A 19,229-nucleotide genomic window follows, 5' to 3' on the forward strand; every position below is an offset into this window, starting at 1 on the left:
CAAGTTTCTATTTATTGCGGCATTGTTTAAATTACCCTAAACAATGCCGCGTTACACAATTTATTATGCTCTTACAATTTTTTTATATTCAGGAATCCACATTGCATCTTTCACAGCTTGTTCGATGTCGTCAGGCGTTCTTCTTGCGACACCATCTTTAATTGCTGCTTTTGCCACTTCAATGGCCACTTTGATAGAAACTTCTTGCAATTTATCAATGCTTGGAAGAAGACCAGCACCTGGTTTATCATGATCAACCATTTCAGCAATCGCATCTGCAGAAGCAACGAACATGCCTTTTGTGATGATTTTTGATTCCGTTACGATTGAGCCAAGACCAAGTCCAGGGAAAACGAACGCATTGTTTGATTGTCCAATTTCATGTTCAATTCCGTTATACTCAACGTTTTCGAACGGGCTTCCTGTCGCAACAAGTGCACGGCCGTCTGTCCATTTGAATAGATCTTCTGGAACAGCTTCCGCAAGTGGTGTTGGGTTAGACATTGGCATGATCACTGGACGCTCTGTATGTGCTGCGATTTCTTTAATGATTTCTTCAGTGAATGCACCGCCTTGACCTGATGTACCAATTAGAATCGTTGGCTTCACCCTGCGAACAGTTTCAGCAAATGAGATTTGCCCTTTTTCATCACGTGCCCAGCCTTCTACTTCATCAGAAGAACGAAGGTATGGTTTTTGGAAATCAAACACTTCATCTTCGAATTGATCTGTCAGTAATCCTCTGTAGTCTAATGTCCAGAAAGCATTGTTTGCTTCTTCTTCACTTAGACCTTCAAGAACCATTGTGTCACGCATTTGATCTGCGATTCCGATTCCAGCTGATCCAGCTCCGAAGATCATCACACGGTGATCTTTCAATTGAGTACCAGTTTTCTTGACAGCTGCAAGAACACCCGCTAAAGTAATGGCACCAGTACCTTGAATATCATCATTGAATGTTAAGATGTTATCATTGTATTTTTTCATGATGTTACGCGCATTTTTGTTTCCAAGGTCTTCCCAGTGAAGCAATGCTTTCGGGAAGAATTTAAGCGCTGCTTTTACATATGCATCAATGAATTCTTCGTATTTTTCACCTTGTACACGTTTGTGATGGTTTCCGATGTATAATGGATCATTCAATAATTTTTCATTGTTTGTTCCAACATCTAATACGACTGGAATCACGCGGCTTGGATCAATACCTGCAGCAGCCGTGTAAACAGCTAATTTACCAATTGCGATGTTGATACCACCAACACCCCAGTCACCAATTCCAAGAATGCTCTCAGAGTCAGTTGCTACGATCAAGTCGATATCTCCTGCTGTTGCATGTAAGTTTTCAAATGCTTTCTCAATGCCGTCAATGTTCTCGATTGAAAGATAGACACCATGAGGTCTTCTGTATTCATGGCTGTATTCTTGAATCGCTTCACCAACAGTTGGTGTGTACACAACAGGAAGCATTTCACGAAGCTTGTCTGATATAAGCTTATAGAACAATACTTCGTTACGGTTTTGCAAATCACTTAAGTATACGTTTTGACGAAGACGATCTGGCTGTGCTAGGAATTGCTTGTACGCTCTCTCCGCTTGTTGTTCTAAAGTGAGAACAGTTGGAGGAAGTAAGCCTTCTAGTCCAAGCTCTTGTCTTTCTTCTTCAGAAAAAGCAACGCCTTTGTTCAACGTTGGAATCGATAATACATCTTTACCTGTCAAAGTGGTTTCGAGGTACCCTTCTTTTGTTTTCTTCACGTTGTTCATCAAAAACTACCCTCTTTCTAAAATATAAATAAAGTGAACTATTAATTTAAAGAACGATTAAGGAGAATAATCCTTAATCAAAAAAATTATGACAAGAAATCGAACTTTTCGTTAAAATGCTTTACACTACAGTTAGTCATTTTATGCCTGCTTATACTAAAACGCAAGCGTTGAAAATTAGATAATTTTTTCGTAGCGTTATTTAATTTATTTAAGTACAAATGATGGGTGTTCAGCCAAAATCTCGAAAAACGAAACACAGCGGCATTTGCTATTTTTTTAATTGTCAAGTGTTGTACCAACGTCAAGTCTTGGTACTTCATGGTGATGTCTGCATCGTGCTTCGTATGATTCCTGCGCACCTACTAAAATTATGGGATCATCATAGGAGGCGGGTTTACCGTCGATCAAGCGTTGTGTTCTACTCGCTGGGGAGCCGCATACCGAACAAACTGCTTGAAGTTTTGTTACAAGCTCTGCACATGCCATTAAATGCGGAACAACACCAAATGGCTCTCCTCTGAAGTCTTGATCAAGGCCTGCAACAATGACTCGGTAACCTTTATCAGCCAATTGAGTGACAATGTCAATGATTGTCTCATCAAAAAATTGCACCTCATCTATGCCAATGACATCGGTTCTTTCTGATATGTGCGTTATTATGTCTTTTGGTGAGGCTACTGCAATCCCATCGACCGATGAACCGTTATGTGAAACAACTGAGCTTGTACTATATCGGTTATCAATCGCTGGTTTGAATATTTTTACTTCTTGTTTGGCAAAGGTGGCCCTTTTGGCTCTCCGAATCAATTCTTCCGACTTTCCAGAAAACATACTTCCGCAGATGACTTCAAGCCAACCGCTTTGTTTCATCACATACATAAGGTCTTCTCCCCCGTTTTAAAGTTCCATCAATCCACGTAAAAAAACAGGCAAGAACGGATTCCTGCCTGTTTATTGTATCTATTATTACTTAAGACCGTATTTTTTGTTAAAGCGGTCAACACGTCCATCAGCAGAAGCGAATTTTTGACGGCCTGTATAGAAAGGATGGCACTCAGAGCAAATCTCGATGCGTACCTCTTCTTTTACTGATCCAGTTTCAAACTCATTTCCACAAGCGCATTTGACTGTAGCTTTTTTGTAGTTAGGATGAATTCCTGTTTTCATCTACTGTCATCTCCTTCCGCCCTGAATCCAATTCGGAAACAGAGTTAATATCTCAGAATAAATTCTGAAACGCACATGATGAAATTATAACAGTGTGAGTCTATGATTGCAAATGTATTTTTTCAACAAGCTATCTTCTTGATGCAGACATGTTCGCTTGTTTCCATTCTTGCGTTAAAATATCGAAAAATTCTTGGTTTGTCTTTGTTTTTCTCATTTTGCGCATGAACTTCTCAGCAAAGTCAGGTGTATCTGACATCGATTTTCTCATCGCCCATAAACGATCAAGATGCTCTTTTGGTACAAGCAGTTCTTCTTTTCTCGTACCAGAACGACGAATGTCGATCGCTGGGAAAATTCTTCTTTCTGCAAGAGAGCGGTCCAAATGAAGCTCCATGTTCCCCGTTCCCTTAAATTCCTCATAAATCACATCATCCATACGTGATCCCGTATCAACGAGCGCAGTGGCTAAAATCGTCAAGCTTCCGCCTTCTTCAATGTTACGCGCAGCACCAAAGAAGCGTTTTGGACGGTGGAAAGCCGCTGGATCAATACCGCCGGAAAGCGTTCGGCCGCTTGGCGGGATGACAAGGTTGTACGCACGAGCAAGCCTTGTGATGCTGTCCATTAAGATGATGACATCTTTCTTATGTTCGACAAGACGCATGGCACGCTCTAATACAAGCTCTGCTACTTTAATGTGGTTTTCCGGTACTTCGTCAAAGGTTGAACTAACAACATCCCCTGCAACAGAACGTTCGATATCTGTTACTTCCTCTGGGCGTTCGTCAATTAAAAGGACAATCAGCTCTGACTCTGGATGATTTTCAGAAATGCTGTTGGCAATTTCTTTGAGCAAAATGGTTTTCCCAGCCTTAGGCGGTGCAACAATTAAACCACGCTGCCCAAACCCAACTGGCGCCATCATATCCATAATTCTAGTAGACAGGTGATTAGGCTGTGTTTCAAGAATCATTTGACGATCAGGGAATAGCGGCGTGAGTGCAGGAAAGTGAACACGTTCCTTAGCTGATTCTGGGTCGTCCCCATTTACCGCTTCGACATGAAGGAGTCCATAGTAGCGTTCATTCTCTTTTGGAGGTCGTACCTTTCCAGACACCTTATCTCCGTTTCGTAAATCAAAGCGTCTGATTTGTGAAGCTGAAATATAAATGTCTTCAGAACTTGGGGAGTAGTTAATTGGTCTTAAGAAACCAAATCCCTCAGACTGAATAATTTCAAGAACCCCTTCCATAAATAAAAGATCCTCTTGCTCAGCGTTCGCCTTTAAGATGGCAAAGATTAATTCTTTTTTTGTTAGTTTGCTGTAATAAGAGATTTTGTACTTTTTTGCTAGCTCATACAGCTCTTTTAATTTCATATTTTCCAAAGATGAAATCGAAACATCTTTCAATATGGACACCACACTTTTCTAGTCAATGTATTTCATTACAAATGCATGACCATTGTATTTGATTAGCTTTTAATTCCGTTTTTGTTGGAATGACCTCGCTCTCATGGTAACGCTCCCACTCGTTTTATCGTAAAGATAGGAACAATGTGAACTCGAGCTTTGTCAACATAGAGAAGGATAATGAGTATATCGTCATGATGCGGCAGTATTTAAACTTGTTGAAGCTTAAAAGAAGTAAATTCGCAGAAAATTTCGCAGCACTCTTTAGTTTTACCTCATTTGCAGAGAATATTCAACTTTAAAAAGAAAATGATATACATTTGACACCTATATGAAAAGCGGGTAATAAATACCCGCTTTCAGATTACGGACGAATGACAAGATTCGGTTTTTTCTTTAAGCTATGTCTGCCGTCTACGAAACGAACTGTACCTGATTTCGCACGCATAACAACGCTATGTGTTGTTCCAACAGAGCCTTTGAATTGAACACCTTTTAATAGCTCACCGTCTGTTACACCAGTCGCTGCAAAAATGGCGTCGTCGCCTTTCACGAGGTCTTCCATTCTTAGGACTTTGCCAACATCTAGCCCCATTTTCTCACAGCGTCTTAATTCTTCTTCACTTTGAGGAAGAAGCCTTCCGTGGATTTCACCACCAAGTGCCTTTAACGCAACAGCAGAAAGGACACCTTCGGGCGCTCCGCCTGAACCAAATAGAATATCAACACCTGTATGATCAAATGCTGTATTAATGGCTCCTGCAACGTCACCATCATCGATCAGTTTGATTCTTGCTCCTGCTTCTCTCAGTTCAGCAATGATTTTCTCATGTCGATCTCTGTTTAAAATCGTTGCAACCACATCTTCAATATCTTTGTTTTTTGCTTTTGCTACAGCGCGAAGATTGTCAATGACAGGCGCTTCAATGTCGATGCAGCCTACCGCTTCTGGACCTACTGCGATCTTATCCATGTACATATCAGGTGCATTCAGCAAGTTGCCATGATCTGCAACTGCAATAACAGCTAAGGCATTCCAGCCGCCACTTGCCACAATATTTGTTCCTTCTAATGGATCAACAGCTACATCCACGCGAGGTCCGTATCCGTTCCCAAGCTTTTCCCCAATATAAAGCATTGGTGCTTCGTCCATTTCCCCCTCGCCAATGACCACTGTTCCTTTCATCGGAATGGTATCAAATACATCACGCATTGCACTTGTTGCAGCATCATCCGCTTCGTCTTTTAATCCTCTTCCCATCCAACGAGCAGATTTTAATGCGGCTGCTTCTGTCACCCGTACTAGTTCCATCGATAAACTTCTTTCCATTTTTGTCCAAATCTCCTCTCACAGTCAAAGCCTTATGAATTTTGAAGTTCTTCTATTTCTTGGTCACTCAGCTTTTCACGCCAGATGGTTGCACCCAAGCCTTCAAGCTTCTTCTCAAGCAAACTATATCCTCTGTCTATATGTTCAAGCCCTGTGATTTCGGTCACACCGTCTGCCATTAGCCCTGCAACGACGAGACAAGCACCTGCACGCAGGTCACTTGCTTTCACTTTTGCTCCTTGAAGCTGCGTTTGTCCAGTGATAATGGCAGATCTTCCTTCGACCTTCATGTTTGCACCCATTCGGCGCAATTCGTCAATGTGCTTAAAGCGGGCTGAGTAGATCGTATCTGTGACCACACTCGTGCCTTTCGCCTTTGTTAACAGCGCCGTCATCGGCTGCTGAAGGTCCGTCGGAAAGCCCGGATACACAAGGGTTTTGATATCGACAGGCTTGAGTCCTTCGTTTCTGCCAACGATCAGCATCTGATCGTTGCTCGTTTCAATGGTGAACCCCATCTCTCTAAGTTTCGCCGTAATTGATTCTAAATGAGTTGGGATCACATTATCAAGTACAACTTCATCTCCCATCGCAGCACCAGCAATTAAAAATGTGCCTGCTTCTATACGGTCAGGGATGATGGAATGCTTACAGCCATGAAGAGATTCTACACCTTCGATTCGAATCACATCAGTACCCGCACCTTTGATTTTGGCTCCCATGCTTGCAAGCAGTGTCGCTACATCAATAATTTCGGGTTCTTTTGCGGCATTTTCAATGACCGTTTTTCCTTCAGCCAGTACGGCTGCCAGCATGATATTGATGGTCGCACCTACACTGACCACATCAAGGTAAATACGGGCTCCGACTAATTTTTCAGCGCGCAAATAAATGGCACCCTGCTCGTTTGTCACCTCGGCTCCGAGTGCTTCAAAGCCTTTGATATGCTGATCGATCGGCCTAGGTCCTAAGTGGCACCCTCCTGGCAGCCCAATGACAGCCTGCTTGAATCTTCCCAGCATAGCGCCCATTAAATAATAAGACGCACGCAGTTTCTTCACTTTCCCATTAGGAAGAGGCATACTGATCATGGAAGCAGGATTGACAACCATTTCACCTTTTTCAAACGTGACCTTTCCGCCAATCTCTTCTAACAGATCTCGTAATGTGTCAATATCTGAAATATGCGGAAGGCCCTCAATCGTTACTGGAGAATCAGCGAGAATCGTGGCAGGAATCAGTGCCACTGCACTATTTTTCGCACCACTAATATGTACGGTCCCGCGTAAGGGGTCACCGCCGGCAATGTTTAACTTTTCCATATTTGTCTCCCTTCTTAAAGAAGATCACTGTTGGAGTTATACTGTTTGTGGATGTCGCGCTTTAAAAGGTCTTGTCCAAAATTTAGCCAATATCAAGAGAAAGAATACAGGTTAAACGAAATTTGTCGGAAGAAAAATAATCGAAGCTTTGCGAGGCTGTGATGTTCTCTTCTTTGCACAAAACATTTCTTAGCGTTTTTAAGGAAAACTGCGGCAAACAGGAGACAATCCCGCCTGCCACAATCACTTATTTATTCCAATCTGCTAAAAATTGCTCAATGCCCGCATCCGTTAATGGGTGTTTCGTCAGCTGCTTGATGACTTTCAGCGGCATTGTGCCGATATGAGCACCTCTAAGTGCAGCTTCTGTCACGTGCTGCGGATGACGAATGGATGCAGCAATGATTTGTGTATCTAAGCCATGAACATCAAAAATGGTTTTCACTTCGCTGATGAGATCGAGACCATTTTGGCCAATGTCATCTAAGCGGCCGAGGAATGGAGAGACATACGTCGCACCAGCTCTAGCTGCAAGAAGTGCCTGGTTTGCACTAAAAATCAAAGTGACGTTTGTTTTGATTCCAAGGTCTGTTAACGCTTTGACAGCTTTAAGACCATCTGTTGTCATTGGGATTTTAACCGTGATATTTGGTGCGATGGCAGCAAGCTCTTTTCCTTCTTCAATCATTTCTTCTGCTTTGAGGGAAATGACTTCCGCACTGACAGAACCTGATACCACGTCAGTGATTTCGCGAAGACGGTCGTGGAATGATACGTCCTTTTCTTTCGCTACTAAACTAGGGTTTGTTGTGACGCCTGCTAAAATGCCAAGCTCGTGCGCCTCTTTGATGTCTGCGATATTCGCTGTATCTACGAAAAATAACATAACCGTGCCACTCTCCTATCAATAAATTGTCTGAAATGTAAATTTTGATTGCGCTTTCTCAAGATATGGAGAAAACCGCCTGTGACTCAGGCGGCTTTCGGTTCTCATCAAATTATGCTTGGTTAGAAGAACCAAATTCACGCATTTTGCCGATAACAGTCGCTTTAATTGCGTCACGAGCTGGTCCAAGATATTTACGTGGATCATACTCTTCTGTTTTTGCAGCAAGTGTTTCGCGTACTGCTTTCGCAGAAGCAATTTGGTTTTCAGTGTTTACATTGATTTTAGCTGTACCAAGTGAAATTGAGCGCTTGATGTCAGCAGTTGGGATACCTGTTCCGCCATGAAGAACAAGTGGAAGACCTGTCATTTTACCAATTTCTTCCATTTCAGTGAAACCAAGGTTTGGTTCACCTTTGTATGGACCATGTACTGAACCTAATGCAGGTGCAAGGCAGTCAATGCCAGTGCGTTCTACAAGCTCTTGGCACTCTTTTGGATCAGCATAAATAACGCCCTCAGCGATGACGTCGTCTTCTTGTCCGCCAACAGTTCCAAGCTCAGCTTCTACAGATACACCGTGGAAATGTGCAAGCTCAACTACTTTTGCAGTTGTTGCTACGTTCTCATCGAATGGATGGTGAGAAGCGTCGATCATGACAGAAGTAAATCCTGCATGGATTGCTTTTGCACAAGATTCAAAGCTTGAACCGTGATCTAAATGAATCGCAACAGGAACTGTTACATTATATTCTTCGATTAACGCTTTAACCATTGCGACAACTGTTTTGAAGCCGCCCATGTAGCGTCCTGCTCCTTCAGATACTCCTAAGATAACTGGAGATTTCTCTTCTTCAGCAGCTTGTAAAATCGCTTGCGTGAATTCTAAATTATTTAAGTTAAACTGTCCAACAGCGTAACCTTTTTCCTTTGCGTCTTTCAACATTTCTGTCATTGAAACTAAAGGCATGATGAAAAATCCTCCCTATGTAGCTAATTTGCTTACTAAAAAAAGCTCTCCACCCTAGCATGACCAGAATTTCTCGCCATATGTAAACTTTCAAAGTCAGATCGCTTTCTTCTTCTTATCTAGGATACCAATTATTCGACAAATCGGCAACAGAATGACTCGATTCAATCATTTCCATCTAACCGTTTGTTTCGAGCGGTAAGTATTCTTTGACAGCATCTCGGATCTCATCAATATCAAAAGGTTTCGCAAAATGCGTCAAAGCACCGAGTTCTTTGGATTCTTGGATCATGTCTAATTCGCCATAGGCTGTCATAATGATGACACGGATGTCTTCATCAATTAATTTCATGCGTTTTAAAATTTCAATTCCATCCATTCCGGGAATCTTCATATCAAGCAGCACAAGGTTTGGTCTATGATTTTTCACAATATCTAACGCCTGAAGTCCATTGGCTGCTTGGAAGGTTTGATAGCCTTCTTTATGAAACACTTCATTCAATAATATTCTAATACCATATTGATCATCGACAATTAAAATTTTCTCATTCATCTGTTACACCCCATTGCTTTCATTTTTCGCCATAAAAAGAGCTGTTGTTAAATAATTCTGTTTGATTTTCACATTTCCTTTATTTATAATAGTTTACTTTACGACATTTTCTGAGCATTTTTCCTAATATTCTCTTTATATTCTATTATAAAATGATCTGACCGAAGGAGGAAATCAGTCTTGTTAAAAATTTTCACGACCCAGTTATCAGGTATTTTTTCACGTATTGGAGAAAAGCAGGCTGAAGCGATCGAGGATGGTGCACGCCTTCTTGCACAAGCCATTGTCAGTGGACATGCTGTTTATTTTCACGGGAAGAATGAACTGGCTGCTGTAGCCCTAGAGGCAACTGAAAGCAAGGAGCCATTTCCAGGTGCGAAAGTGCTGCCGCTTGATCAAATGGAGCGCAGCTTGCTTCATCCAAGCGATAGAGTGCTGCTATTTTATTCAGACCCAGAAGACGAGGAGATTCAATCTCTTGTAAAAGAACTGCACGCGCAAGGGACGCCCGTTGTTGGTGTCGGGCCGGCACAAAAGGAGCCGTCCATGATTGAAGAGCTTTGTGATGTCCATATTGATTTTCAGCTCAAGAAACCGCTTGTGCCCGCTGATGACGGAACAAGGTTCGGTTATCCTGCTTTAATGACATGCTTATACGTCTACCACGCTCTATCGTTTACTGTGAAAGAAATCGTTGAGGAATATGAATAAAAAAACTGCCGAGAAGATGATATTCTCGGCAGTTTTTTTGTTTTATTTTGATTCAGATGCTTGCAGTGAAGCACCAACGAAATCTCTAAATAATGGCTGAGGTCTTGTCGGTCTTGAGACGAATTCTGGGTGGAATTGAGAAGCAAGGAACCAAGGATGATCCTTCAGCTCGATAATTTCAACAAGACGTCCGTCTGGGCTTGTACCAGAGAAAACAAATCCTGCCGCTTCCATTTGCTGTCTGAATTCATTATTAAACTCATAGCGATGGCGGTGGCGTTCGTAGACCACTTCATCATTGTATGCAGCAAATGCTTTGGAGTCTTCATTTAATTTACATGGATACAGACCAAGACGAAGTGTTCCGCCTAAATCATCTACATCCTTCTGTTCTGGAAGAAGGTCAATAATTGGGAATGCTGTTTCAGGATCAATTTCCGCTGAATGAGCTCCTTCAAGGCCTAGTACGTTTCGTGCATATTCGATTGACGCAACTTGCATTCCTAAGCAAATTCCGAAGAATGGCACTTTGTTTTCACGGGCATATTGTGTAGCAATAATTTTCCCTTCCACTCCGCGGTCTCCGAAGCCTCCAGGAACGATGATGCCGTCTACATCTTGCGCGAAATCAGCCATATTTTCTGCTGTCACTTCTTCTGCATTGATCCATTTGATTTGAACGTCTGCATCAAATGCATAACCAGCATGGCGAAGTGATTCAACGACAGAAATGTATGCATCTTGCAATTCAACATATTTTCCTACTAGACCAATTGTGACTTGTTTTGAGAGGTTTTGCACTTTATCGACTAGCGCTGTCCACTCCGTCATGTCTGCATCTTGGCAATCAAGTTTCATATGTTCACATACAAGCTTGTCTAGTCCTTGTTTTTGTAAATCAAGCGGAATAGAGTACAGCGTGTCTGCATCCTGACATTCGATAACAGCTTTTGTATCAATATCACAGAATAACGCAATTTTGTCCTTCATGTCTTGGGTCATTGGCATTTCAGTTCTAACCACAATAACGTTTGGCTGAATACCAAGGCTGCGAAGTTCTTTTACACTATGCTGTGTTGGTTTTGTTTTCAGTTCACCTGCTGCTCGGATGTAAGGAACAAGCGTACAATGAATGTACATCACGTTTTCACGGCCAATGTCACTCTTCATTTGACGAATCGCTTCAAGGAAAGGAAGGGATTCGATGTCTCCTACTGTTCCTCCGATTTCTGTGATGACCACATCTGCACCTGTTTCTTTTCCGGCACGGTACACGCGATCTTTAATTTCATTTGTAATATGGGGAATAACCTGTACAGTTCCGCCTAAATAGTCACCGCGGCGCTCTTTCTTCAGAACAGTAGAGTAGATTTTACCTGTTGTGACGTTGCTGTACTTATTTAAGTTAATATCAATGAAGCGCTCATAGTGACCTAAATCAAGGTCTGTTTCAGCACCGTCATCTGTGACGAAAACCTCACCGTGCTGATATGGACTCATCGTCCCTGGGTCTACGTTGATATATGGATCGAATTTTTGAATGGTGACATCCATCCCTCTATTTTTCAGAAGGCGGCCTAACGAGGCAGCCGTGATCCCTTTTCCAAGTGAGGAAACAACTCCTCCTGTTACAAAAATATACTTTGTCATTTCGTATGCTCCTCTCTTTTTTACCCTTGCATGACTAGACATGCACAGCTTCATCCTTTTTAGAGTGTATCCCTAAATCTCTTGAAAAATAAGAAAGCTCCCTTTCAAATAAATGAAAGGGAGCGTAAATGAACGTATCTTTACGTACTCTTTTTAGAGAGCCCAAAATACATACTACATAGTTCGCTCTCGAAAGTCAAGACGGTTTTGTCCTGTTTTGAGGACCGGTTTATGAGGGTTATTTCTCTTCCTCTTTATCGTCTAAATCGTCTTCGTCAATTTCTGTTAAGCCGTCATCATCTTCGTCATCATCTTCGTCGAATTCTTCTATATCTTCCTCAATTTCCTCATCATCGTCTAGGTCGAGATCATCGTCGTCTTCAACAAGATCAAGGTCTTCTTCAAGCTCTTCGATTTCCTCTTCCTCTTCAATTTCATCGAAGTCTTCTTCAACGACAGCTGCTTTTGTTTTTTTCTTTTTCGCTTTTGTTTTCACAGCTGGCTGAACTTCTTCTTCGATTTGATCAACTGGATACCAGCTGCGAAGTCCCCATCTCTGATCACCTAACGAAATAAAGCGGCCATCTATATTTAAGTCTGTATAAAATTGAGCAAGGCGATCATCAAGATCAGATTTTTGTATTCCTTGTAAACGGACCATTTCATCTATTAACTCGGAAAACGTAATCGGTGTTTTGCTGTCTCTGAAAATTTCATAAGCAAGTTCAACTAAAGACATGTGCTTGAGCTGTTCCTGTGAGTATTCTTTCAAACTCAAGGTCAGACACTCCCTTTCTATTACATGTATGTATCCATTTATCAGTGAAATAATAAGTGTTTATCCCTTATTTTTACGACAAACCATACCTCTCATTATAAACAAATTAGGGGAGTTTATGCCACCTTTAATCATGTTAATTTTTGATTTTTTCTCAAGGGGCTCACCTAATGGTTCATCATTTAGGTGAAATGGGTCTAGCTTTTGTGTCCGGCATGCATTTTGTAAACCGTTTTATTCATTCCAAACGAAAAAATGGGAACAATTAGAGGCAGCAATGGTGAATGAATAAATTTTGGCTATCATTCGAATGAAGTGATTGTCCATTTTTTATAAAGCGTATAAAAAGGCACACGTCAACAGGTTCAGTTTACGTGTACCTATAATGAAAAATTGTATAAAACCTTTTTTCTCAAATAACTTTGAATTCACTTTTATGCGAATACCGTTACTTCTTTTCGCAAGCTTTGTTTCACTTGAAAATTCATGCTCTATTTATTATTCATTACAGTACAGCGACTATTTCTTTTCCTAAGGAAATGAAAGCATCTATAATAAATGGTGCTGCAAAGAGAATCGATGCTTTCCAGTTCGCTTTTTTGTATTGAAAAAAGAACAAGATCAACACTGCTCCTATGAGTGCCGTGAAAAGGTACAGCCATAAGCTTTGTATTTGCAAGATCCCCATACATATTACATTAATAAACATAATGATGATCTTAGGAATTAGAGCATAAAACAAATGACCCTTAACCTCTGGAGTAAAGATGATTAATAGGAATTTTGCGATGAGATACTGAACTAATAGGCTGATGGTGGTTAGAATTGTTGTAATGACAACAATTAGATTCAGCATCGTTTCATAGGACATATCCTCTAACAAAGCTCTTAAATCATCTAGTTGCGAAATGTAGCCATTCAACTCAATAGCAAAAGTAACGAAATAATAATTGGCCAGAATAAAAATGACCAATGATATCAGTGATGTTATTCTTGGACGTTGTTCCATAATAGCCTCCCATCCCCTATACTCACAATGCTTGAATGATCGTTTAATCGTTTATTCACCATGCTATGGGAAACATATATGATGGTTGAAATTTTTTTAATAGAGAGATTCACTAGCCTCTCAGATAGCATCTCTATACTCTCTGAATCTAGAGATGACATGGTTTCATCAATTAGTATGGTTTCCCAATCTTTCACGAATAATAAAGATAATCCTACCTTTGCTTTCATACCCGTAGATGCTCTGCTATACGAACCATCTAGGTTACCATCAAAAAAATCATTCACTTTCCCCATCTGTTCTTCAGTCGGCACAATTTTAAACGTATTCCACAGAATCTCTAGGTTTTCTCTAATTGTAAATGGGTGAATGCCAATAGGATCCACATTTAAATAAAGAGTCGATTCTTTGTTTGCCTCAATATCTCCAGAGTACCTCTTATCTAAACCAGCTATCATTTTAAGGAGAGTGCTTTTACCTGCACCATTTCTCCCCACTAAATGAAAGAGACCTGTTGGAATTGAAAAATTCACTTTATCTAGTATGGTATTGTTTCTGAACTTCTTCGTACATTCTACAAATTCTAATCCCACTTGAATCCCCTTCTCTGTCGTATAGAGTCTTCAATAAAACCATCTATTATTGATCATCATGATAGAAAATAATAAAGAATCATACCCTTCAATAAAAGCAGCTATTATTAGGATGACTAACGATAGTAGATAATAAGGAATCATTTTTTTCATGACACCTAAAGCAGCTTTAATTGATTTCGTATAAATTAGTGTGAAAAGCACATACTGGCTGATTCCTTGATAAAACAACATATTTGGAAATTCTAATAGCCCATGAGGAATTAGTTTACCTAAAGCTTCTTGTGCTCCTAGCGTTCTAAAACCCATCGTAATGACGAAGGACGAACCTCCAAAATCCATTATTTGAAATAACGGTGACAACAAGAACCCCAGTAAATACATCGCAAAGTTCGTTAAGTTATGTGTCAGGACTACAGACATAAATTCCTGACCCGAAGTTGGTGGTGCGGCTTCAAATAAATCTTTGTTGACTATATTCCCTAGATAAATCCCTGTACCTATCAGCAATATACAGTAGATAGAGTAGTACCACAGAAAATACTTCAATCTTTTATGTATCATTTTCCTCCTCTTTTCATGAAGTAATCGTGAAAATTGTAATGCATATGAGTAATAAAATTGGCAAGGACAGCTTCAATAACTTATGTTCATAATCGTTGATTAATAGTTCTGTTTTTCTGAAATATACGACCCCAATAAAGATGATTAAAGGCAGCGATAACGTATTTTTAAGAATGATTGAGATATCAGACGTGTTGATCATTACTCCGACTATTCCACACATACTTACAAAAATCAGTACGAGACATAGTAAATAAATCGTACTGGATTTAAACCTCTCGTACGGACTCACAATCAAAGAGGATTGCAACGTCTCGATTCTTGCCCTATCAAGTACAATCTCTTCCTTTTTCGACCCTATTAAGATTTCTAAGATCGTAATAAAGTTTATATAGACTAAAATGAGCGCAGGTAGATTTTCTATTTTCGTTAAAAAGGATTGGGCGAAATAAGTAATCACTGATACTAAGGCGCCTATTAAAATGATTAATATTTTATTACTAGCGATATAAGACAAAAATAAACACAGAATATTTCCAGACCTATATTGCTTATTCGCACTTTTTAGGAAGGAAAGTCCAGTTGTCAAAGGTATCCTATGAGAATTACTTATGTAAATGTAAATAAGAAGAAACTGTACTATTTGCAGTATCATAACTGCTTCAAAAGTGGACGTTATGATATACCAAAATTGCAACAAAAGAAGTATTCTGTTTATGATATTGAATAGACCCGACAATAATTGAGATGCAAAAGAAAGCAGCACGACAATAAGTGCTAGTATGATAATGAAATATTGATTTTCTACTAACAAAAAGGTTAAAGCAATGAAACAAGCCAAAAGTAATTGAACTGAATATCCTTTTTTAATCGTAAAGAATAAATGTTTCAACAACAATTGTTTAGAGACAAAGACCAAGCCTGGCTGCTGTCTTCTATACGGTAATACACAACGATTAATATTAGCTGTAGCTACAATGTATATTGAAATAAAAACAAAGCTGTTTAGGTAAGTGCCGGGAATCTCACTCCGATATAAAATCAACGCTCCCATCACAATGAAAGAAAAAAGAACCATCCCAATATAATTGAGGTACCCCATTATACTTTGATCATATATTTTAAATAGTTTATTAGTTTTATGCATAAGTCATCTTAAAAAGCAGCAGCTTTCACTTCTCCTTGTTTTTTATGTACAACCATAATCGCAGCGGCAGCCACAGTAATAACACATAGATTGGCTGCTATCAAAGAACCATCTCCAACGAATAAAGATGCCATTGTAACTGCAAATAACAATAGTGAGAATGAGCCAAGTTTATTTGCTTTCATCATGAAATTTCCTCCTAATTAATGTTTTATTACAAGCCACATGGGCATAAAACGTTAAATTAGTTTTCAAATCATTGTCTATCAGCGCCATTTCACCTGACTTTTGGAAAAAAAATCATCTCAATTAAAGATTGAGATGATTTTTTTTTAGTTTAAAAAGCAGCAGCTTTCGCTTTTCCTTGTTTCTTAAGGATAGCCAAAATAGTAGCAGCTACACCTGAACTAATTGTGCCTACGCCAGTGAAAACACCAACGATTGTAATGACTGTCGCTACTGAGGACCAAGTATCTAAGAAATTAACTACTGTTGCCGCAGTTGCAGTACTAACACCTAGATTTGCTGCAATCAAAGAACCATTACCAATCACTAAAGCTACTAATGTTACCGCAAGAAGTGATAGCGATAATAAAGCATAAAACTTAGAATCTGTTGCTTTCGTCATAATATGACCTCCTTCGATTATTTACTACTTCTTTAGTCTAGCAAGAAGTAAATTACATTTCAATATTTTTTTGGAAAATTTGTAATATTTATTTAATTAACGGTATTTGTAATCAGTTTTTATCATGATTTACGTTCATTTTCCATTTTTACTGGGCACTTATGTAATAGCATAAAATGCTCTGATTCATTCAAATCTAGTCAGAATTTCTGATAAACACTATCAAAATTCAATTCGTTTCAAATCTTCAGTGCTTTTTTTTAGAGGCAGGTAAACTTTCATGATGAATTTTTTTGAGAGATGCTCGTTGTAGTCCTTCAATTATTACTGAAATATTCTTGAACAATCGGAGTTCATCCGTTGACAGAGCCCAAGTTCAAAAATTAACTGAATAATCATGATGGATGTGAAAAAAGAGTTGATTTTATTTTGAATTCAAGTGAAGTGATGAATGGGAAGTACAGTTATACACATTGACCCTAAGGAGCGAAGAACCGTATCTGTATGAAAAAGTGATTCATTTTTGGAAATATATCAGGTATCTTTATACATTTCAGTTCCTATCATAGCTTTTGAAAAATTGTAACATTTAGAAAATGTGATAAATATACTATTTTCTAAAACACAACATAAGTCCCTACTAATTGAAGTGAAAAAAGAATAAAATGGATTAAATTACCTAGTCAAGTTGAATCAATTTCCTCAATTCCAAAAAAAATCGAGATACTCATATTGAGTTGTCTCGACTTCGGTTTGATATCAAAATAGATACCCTTTATTCAAATCCTTGAACGTATGATGAAAAATAATGGCTGCTTTTTGCATTAATCCTCTGTATATTCATTTTTCTGTATTTTCTTTAGAAGATTCAGCTATTCGGGTAAAAAAGAATTGCTTATTTATGTAGGAAGAATCATAACCAACACGTTAGAAATGAGGCTGAACTGTGACAATTCTGCAAAGTTTAAACACATTAGTGAATGAGATGAACTTTTTTATATAATTTTCAAACAGCTTTCATAACGATACACTTTTTTCGTTTATTTTAAAGCTAGAGTTTCTGAATTAATGAAATGACTATTGCTATGGTCAATATAATGCCTGCAAACATTAAAACAATTAATTTTCTACGGCTATTTTCTTTTTCATTTTGATCTTTCTTTGAAGACTTCGAAAGTTCTGTGGAAACCATGATCCATATCACCAAAGTTACAATCGCTAAGATAGTAGTAGTTGTGGTCATAATAACCTCCCATATTTTTATTTTCTCAATTTTAACATAAGGCTAATATAATATGGCTCAATACTGGAAATCATCTTAAATTCAGGAAAACCTGACTATTACCTTGTATGTGGGTTATCGCTATATTATTCTTGAGGTCTAATTCTTTAGTAGGTATATTGCCAATTCACATGTACCAATACTCACTACTTCATCAGTTACAAATCACTCATACGTTAAAGCTGTTTCCTGTTGCCGACACTATCCTTTTACAACCCTAAAATAAAAAAACTTTGGATGATGCTAATGATTAATACTTCATGAACCAAACCCAAAACAGACCACCTCACACCAGGTGGTCTTTGCTTTGTTTCTACATATCTAGCAGTTTGCGCGAGATGACTAGGCGCTGGATTTCCTGTGTGCCTTCATAAATTTGGGTGATTTTCGCATCACGCATGTATCTTTCGACTGGGTAATCCTTTGTATAGCCGTAGCCGCCGAAGATTTGGACGGCTTCTGTTGTTACCTTCATGGCTGTATCTCCAGCAAAGAGCTTGGACATAGCTGATTCCTTTCCATACGGAAGCCCTTTCGTTTCGAGCCATGCTGCCTGATAAGTGAGCAGCCTGGAGGCTTCAATTGCGGTTGCCATATCTGCGAGCTTAAAAGCGATTCCTTGCTGCTGAATAATTGGTTTGCCGAATTGCTTGCGCTCCTTCGCATATTGGACCGCTGCATCAAGAGCGCCTTGTGCAATCCCAACAGCCTGTGCAGCAATACCGTTTCTTCCGCCATCGAGGGTCATCATCGCTATTTTAAAGCCTTCTCCTTCTTGTCCGAGCCGGTTCCTTTCATGAATCCGGCAATCTTCAAATCGAATTTCGGTCGTTGGCGATGAGCGAATGCCCAGTTTGCTTTCCTTTTTGCCAACAGAGAAGCCCGGTGTCTCTTTTTCTACAATAAAGGCAGTCGTATTTCGAGATGCAGCTTCTTGGTCTGTCACAGCAAACACAATATAATAATCCGCAATGCCTCCATTTGTAATAAAGATTTTCGCACCGTTCAGGACGTATTCATTGCCTGCCTTTACTGCCGTTGTCTTCATTCCGCCGGCATCTGAACCCGAACCGCTCTCAGTGAGTGCATATGCCCCTACCTTCTGTCCTTCTGCAAGCGGCTTTAAATAGATCTCTTTTTGTTCATCTGTTCCGAAAGTATAGATAGGCCACGAGGCGAGAGAGGTGTGGGCGGAGAGGGTGACGCCTGTAGAGGCGCACACTCTTGAAAGCTCCTCCACTGCGATGACGTAGGCTAAATAATCACTACCGATCCCGCCTACCTCTTCCGGCCAAGGAATGCCCGTTAAACCGAGCTCCGCCATTTGGCGAAAAATAGCTGGATCATACGTTTCTGTCTCATCCCGCTCTGCTGCTGTTGGCTCTACTTCATTTTTCGCAAAATCCCTCACCATTTTTTGAATCATTTCATGTTCATCACTTAATTGAAACTGCATCA

General features: G+C 39.7%; 20 protein-coding genes. 1 reads left to right on the plus strand and 19 read right to left on the minus strand.

Features of this window, described 5'->3' with window-relative positions; genetic code table 11:
- Positions 1-63: 63 nt before the first annotated feature.
- The 9 genes from malS to MHH41_RS16885 all read right to left on the minus strand — a co-directional run bounded on the left by malS (position 64) and on the right by MHH41_RS16885 (position 9,409).
- Positions 64-1,764 (minus strand): oxaloacetate-decarboxylating malate dehydrogenase, encoded by a 1,701-nt coding sequence (gene malS / locus MHH41_RS16845; protein ID WP_003215037.1) that lies wholly within the window; start codon positions 1,762-1,764, stop codon positions 64-66.
- 279 nt (positions 1,765-2,043) lie between these two features.
- Positions 2,044-2,646, minus strand: a complete 603-nt coding sequence (locus MHH41_RS16850) for a thymidine kinase (RefSeq protein ID WP_003214626.1) — start codon at positions 2,644-2,646, stop codon at positions 2,044-2,046.
- A gap of 87 nt (positions 2,647-2,733) precedes the next feature.
- Positions 2,734-2,934: a 50S ribosomal protein L31 gene (gene rpmE, locus MHH41_RS16855; protein WP_003215407.1), complete on the minus strand. Its 201-nt coding sequence runs from the start codon at positions 2,932-2,934 to the stop codon at positions 2,734-2,736.
- A 130-nt stretch (positions 2,935-3,064) separates the two neighbouring features.
- Positions 3,065-4,348 carry a transcription termination factor Rho gene (gene rho, locus MHH41_RS16860; protein WP_003215202.1) on the minus strand — a complete coding sequence of 428 codons (1,284 nt, stop codon included), beginning with the start codon at positions 4,346-4,348 and terminating at the stop codon, positions 3,065-3,067.
- A gap of 364 nt (positions 4,349-4,712) precedes the next feature.
- On the minus strand, positions 4,713-5,678 hold the full coding sequence (glpX, locus tag MHH41_RS16865) for a class II fructose-bisphosphatase (protein ID WP_003214904.1): 966 nt from the start codon (positions 5,676-5,678) through the stop codon (positions 4,713-4,715).
- Positions 5,679-5,710: 32 nt separating this feature from the next.
- Entirely contained in the window at positions 5,711-7,000 is a 1,290-nt protein-coding gene (locus MHH41_RS16870) for a UDP-N-acetylglucosamine 1-carboxyvinyltransferase (protein ID WP_003214820.1), read from the minus strand.
- A 247-nt stretch (positions 7,001-7,247) separates the two neighbouring features.
- Positions 7,248-7,886, minus strand: a complete 639-nt coding sequence (fsa, locus tag MHH41_RS16875) for a fructose-6-phosphate aldolase (RefSeq protein WP_003215343.1) — start codon at positions 7,884-7,886, stop codon at positions 7,248-7,250.
- A gap of 112 nt (positions 7,887-7,998) precedes the next feature.
- A complete protein-coding gene (locus tag MHH41_RS16880; RefSeq protein ID WP_003214879.1) occupies positions 7,999-8,856 on the minus strand; it encodes a class II fructose-bisphosphate aldolase in 858 nt (285 codons plus the stop codon).
- A gap of 178 nt (positions 8,857-9,034) precedes the next feature.
- Complete coding sequence (locus tag MHH41_RS16885; RefSeq protein WP_003214681.1) at positions 9,035-9,409, minus strand: response regulator; 375 nt, start codon at positions 9,407-9,409, stop codon at positions 9,035-9,037.
- A 180-nt stretch (positions 9,410-9,589) separates the two neighbouring features.
- On the opposite strand from MHH41_RS16885, the gene MHH41_RS16890 reads away from it, so the two are divergent.
- On the plus strand, positions 9,590-10,120 hold the full coding sequence (locus MHH41_RS16890) for a DUF2529 domain-containing protein (protein ID WP_050944447.1): 531 nt from the start codon (positions 9,590-9,592) through the stop codon (positions 10,118-10,120).
- 42 nt (positions 10,121-10,162) lie between these two features.
- On the opposite strand, the gene pyrG is transcribed toward MHH41_RS16890, so the two are convergent.
- The 10 genes from pyrG to MHH41_RS16940 form a co-directional block, all read right to left on the minus strand.
- Positions 10,163-11,770, minus strand: a complete 1,608-nt coding sequence (gene pyrG / locus MHH41_RS16895) for a glutamine hydrolyzing CTP synthase (protein ID WP_003215143.1) — start codon at positions 11,768-11,770, stop codon at positions 10,163-10,165.
- A gap of 238 nt (positions 11,771-12,008) precedes the next feature.
- Positions 12,009-12,548 (minus strand): DNA-directed RNA polymerase subunit delta, encoded by a 540-nt coding sequence (gene rpoE, locus MHH41_RS16900; RefSeq protein WP_003214586.1) that lies wholly within the window; start codon positions 12,546-12,548, stop codon positions 12,009-12,011.
- Between the two features lie 505 nt (positions 12,549-13,053).
- The gene (locus tag MHH41_RS16905; RefSeq protein ID WP_310425439.1) at positions 13,054-13,557 is read right to left on the minus strand and encodes a hypothetical protein; all 504 of its coding nucleotides are present in this window, start codon (positions 13,555-13,557) and stop codon (positions 13,054-13,056) included.
- On the minus strand, positions 13,536-14,150 hold the full coding sequence (locus MHH41_RS16910; RefSeq protein ID WP_335365250.1) for an ATP-binding cassette domain-containing protein: 615 nt from the start codon (positions 14,148-14,150) through the stop codon (positions 13,536-13,538). The genes MHH41_RS16905 and MHH41_RS16910 overlap by 22 nt, the downstream gene beginning before the upstream one ends.
- Before the next feature lie 30 nt (positions 14,151-14,180).
- A complete protein-coding gene (locus tag MHH41_RS16915; protein WP_310425435.1) occupies positions 14,181-14,714 on the minus strand; it encodes a stage II sporulation protein M in 534 nt (177 codons plus the stop codon).
- A gap of 13 nt (positions 14,715-14,727) precedes the next feature.
- Complete coding sequence (locus tag MHH41_RS16920; RefSeq protein ID WP_339206223.1) at positions 14,728-15,174, minus strand: hypothetical protein; 447 nt, start codon at positions 15,172-15,174, stop codon at positions 14,728-14,730.
- A 695-nt stretch (positions 15,175-15,869) separates the two neighbouring features.
- Positions 15,870-16,049: a hypothetical protein gene (locus tag MHH41_RS16925; RefSeq protein ID WP_310425431.1), complete on the minus strand. Its 180-nt coding sequence runs from the start codon at positions 16,047-16,049 to the stop codon at positions 15,870-15,872.
- A gap of 149 nt (positions 16,050-16,198) precedes the next feature.
- Complete coding sequence (locus MHH41_RS16930) at positions 16,199-16,489, minus strand: uberolysin/carnocyclin family circular bacteriocin (RefSeq protein WP_025093875.1); 291 nt, start codon at positions 16,487-16,489, stop codon at positions 16,199-16,201.
- 1,051 nt (positions 16,490-17,540) lie between these two features.
- On the minus strand, positions 17,541-17,732 hold the full coding sequence (locus MHH41_RS16935) for a hypothetical protein (RefSeq protein ID WP_310425428.1): 192 nt from the start codon (positions 17,730-17,732) through the stop codon (positions 17,541-17,543).
- Positions 17,733-18,084: 352 nt separating this feature from the next.
- The gene (locus tag MHH41_RS16940) at positions 18,085-19,227 is read right to left on the minus strand and encodes an acyl-CoA dehydrogenase (protein WP_340866578.1); all 1,143 of its coding nucleotides are present in this window, start codon (positions 19,225-19,227) and stop codon (positions 18,085-18,087) included.
- Positions 19,228-19,229 lie beyond the last annotated feature (2 nt).

Origin of the sequence: Bacillus sp. FSL K6-1145 (assembly GCF_038003425.1) — a bacterium.
Classification (GTDB): Bacteria; Bacillota; Bacilli; order Bacillales; family Bacillaceae; genus Bacillus; species Bacillus pumilus.

Coding starts and splice junctions, on each gene's coding strand:
- MHH41_RS16915 (WP_310425435.1), bottom strand. CDS start 14,714: ATGATACATAAAAGATTGAAGTATTTTCTGTGGTACTACTCTATCTAC.
- MHH41_RS16905 (WP_310425439.1), bottom strand. CDS start 13,557: ATGGAACAACGTCCAAGAATAACATCACTGATATCATTGGTCATTTTT.
- malS (WP_003215037.1), bottom strand. CDS start 1,764: ATGAACAACGTGAAGAAAACAAAAGAAGGGTACCTCGAAACCACTTTG.
- fsa (WP_003215343.1), bottom strand. CDS start 7,886: ATGTTATTTTTCGTAGATACAGCGAATATCGCAGACATCAAAGAGGCG.
- MHH41_RS16885 (WP_003214681.1), bottom strand. CDS start 9,409: ATGAATGAGAAAATTTTAATTGTCGATGATCAATATGGTATTAGAATA.
- MHH41_RS16930 (WP_025093875.1), bottom strand. CDS start 16,489: ATGACGAAAGCAACAGATTCTAAGTTTTATGCTTTATTATCGCTATCA.
- MHH41_RS16940 (WP_340866578.1), bottom strand. CDS start 19,227: ATGCAGTTTCAATTAAGTGATGAACATGAAATGATTCAAAAAATGGTG.
- MHH41_RS16850 (WP_003214626.1), bottom strand. CDS start 2,646: ATGTATGTGATGAAACAAAGCGGTTGGCTTGAAGTCATCTGCGGAAGT.
- MHH41_RS16925 (WP_310425431.1), bottom strand. CDS start 16,049: ATGATGAAAGCAAATAAACTTGGCTCATTCTCACTATTGTTATTTGCA.
- MHH41_RS16870 (WP_003214820.1), bottom strand. CDS start 7,000: ATGGAAAAGTTAAACATTGCCGGCGGTGACCCCTTACGCGGGACCGTA.
- glpX (WP_003214904.1), bottom strand. CDS start 5,678: ATGGAAAGAAGTTTATCGATGGAACTAGTACGGGTGACAGAAGCAGCC.
- MHH41_RS16935 (WP_310425428.1), bottom strand. CDS start 17,732: ATGACCACAACTACTACTATCTTAGCGATTGTAACTTTGGTGATATGG.
- rpmE (WP_003215407.1), bottom strand. CDS start 2,934: ATGAAAACAGGAATTCATCCTAACTACAAAAAAGCTACAGTCAAATGC.
- pyrG (WP_003215143.1), bottom strand. CDS start 11,770: ATGACAAAGTATATTTTTGTAACAGGAGGAGTTGTTTCCTCACTTGGA.
- MHH41_RS16880 (WP_003214879.1), bottom strand. CDS start 8,856: ATGCCTTTAGTTTCAATGACAGAAATGTTGAAAGACGCAAAGGAAAAA.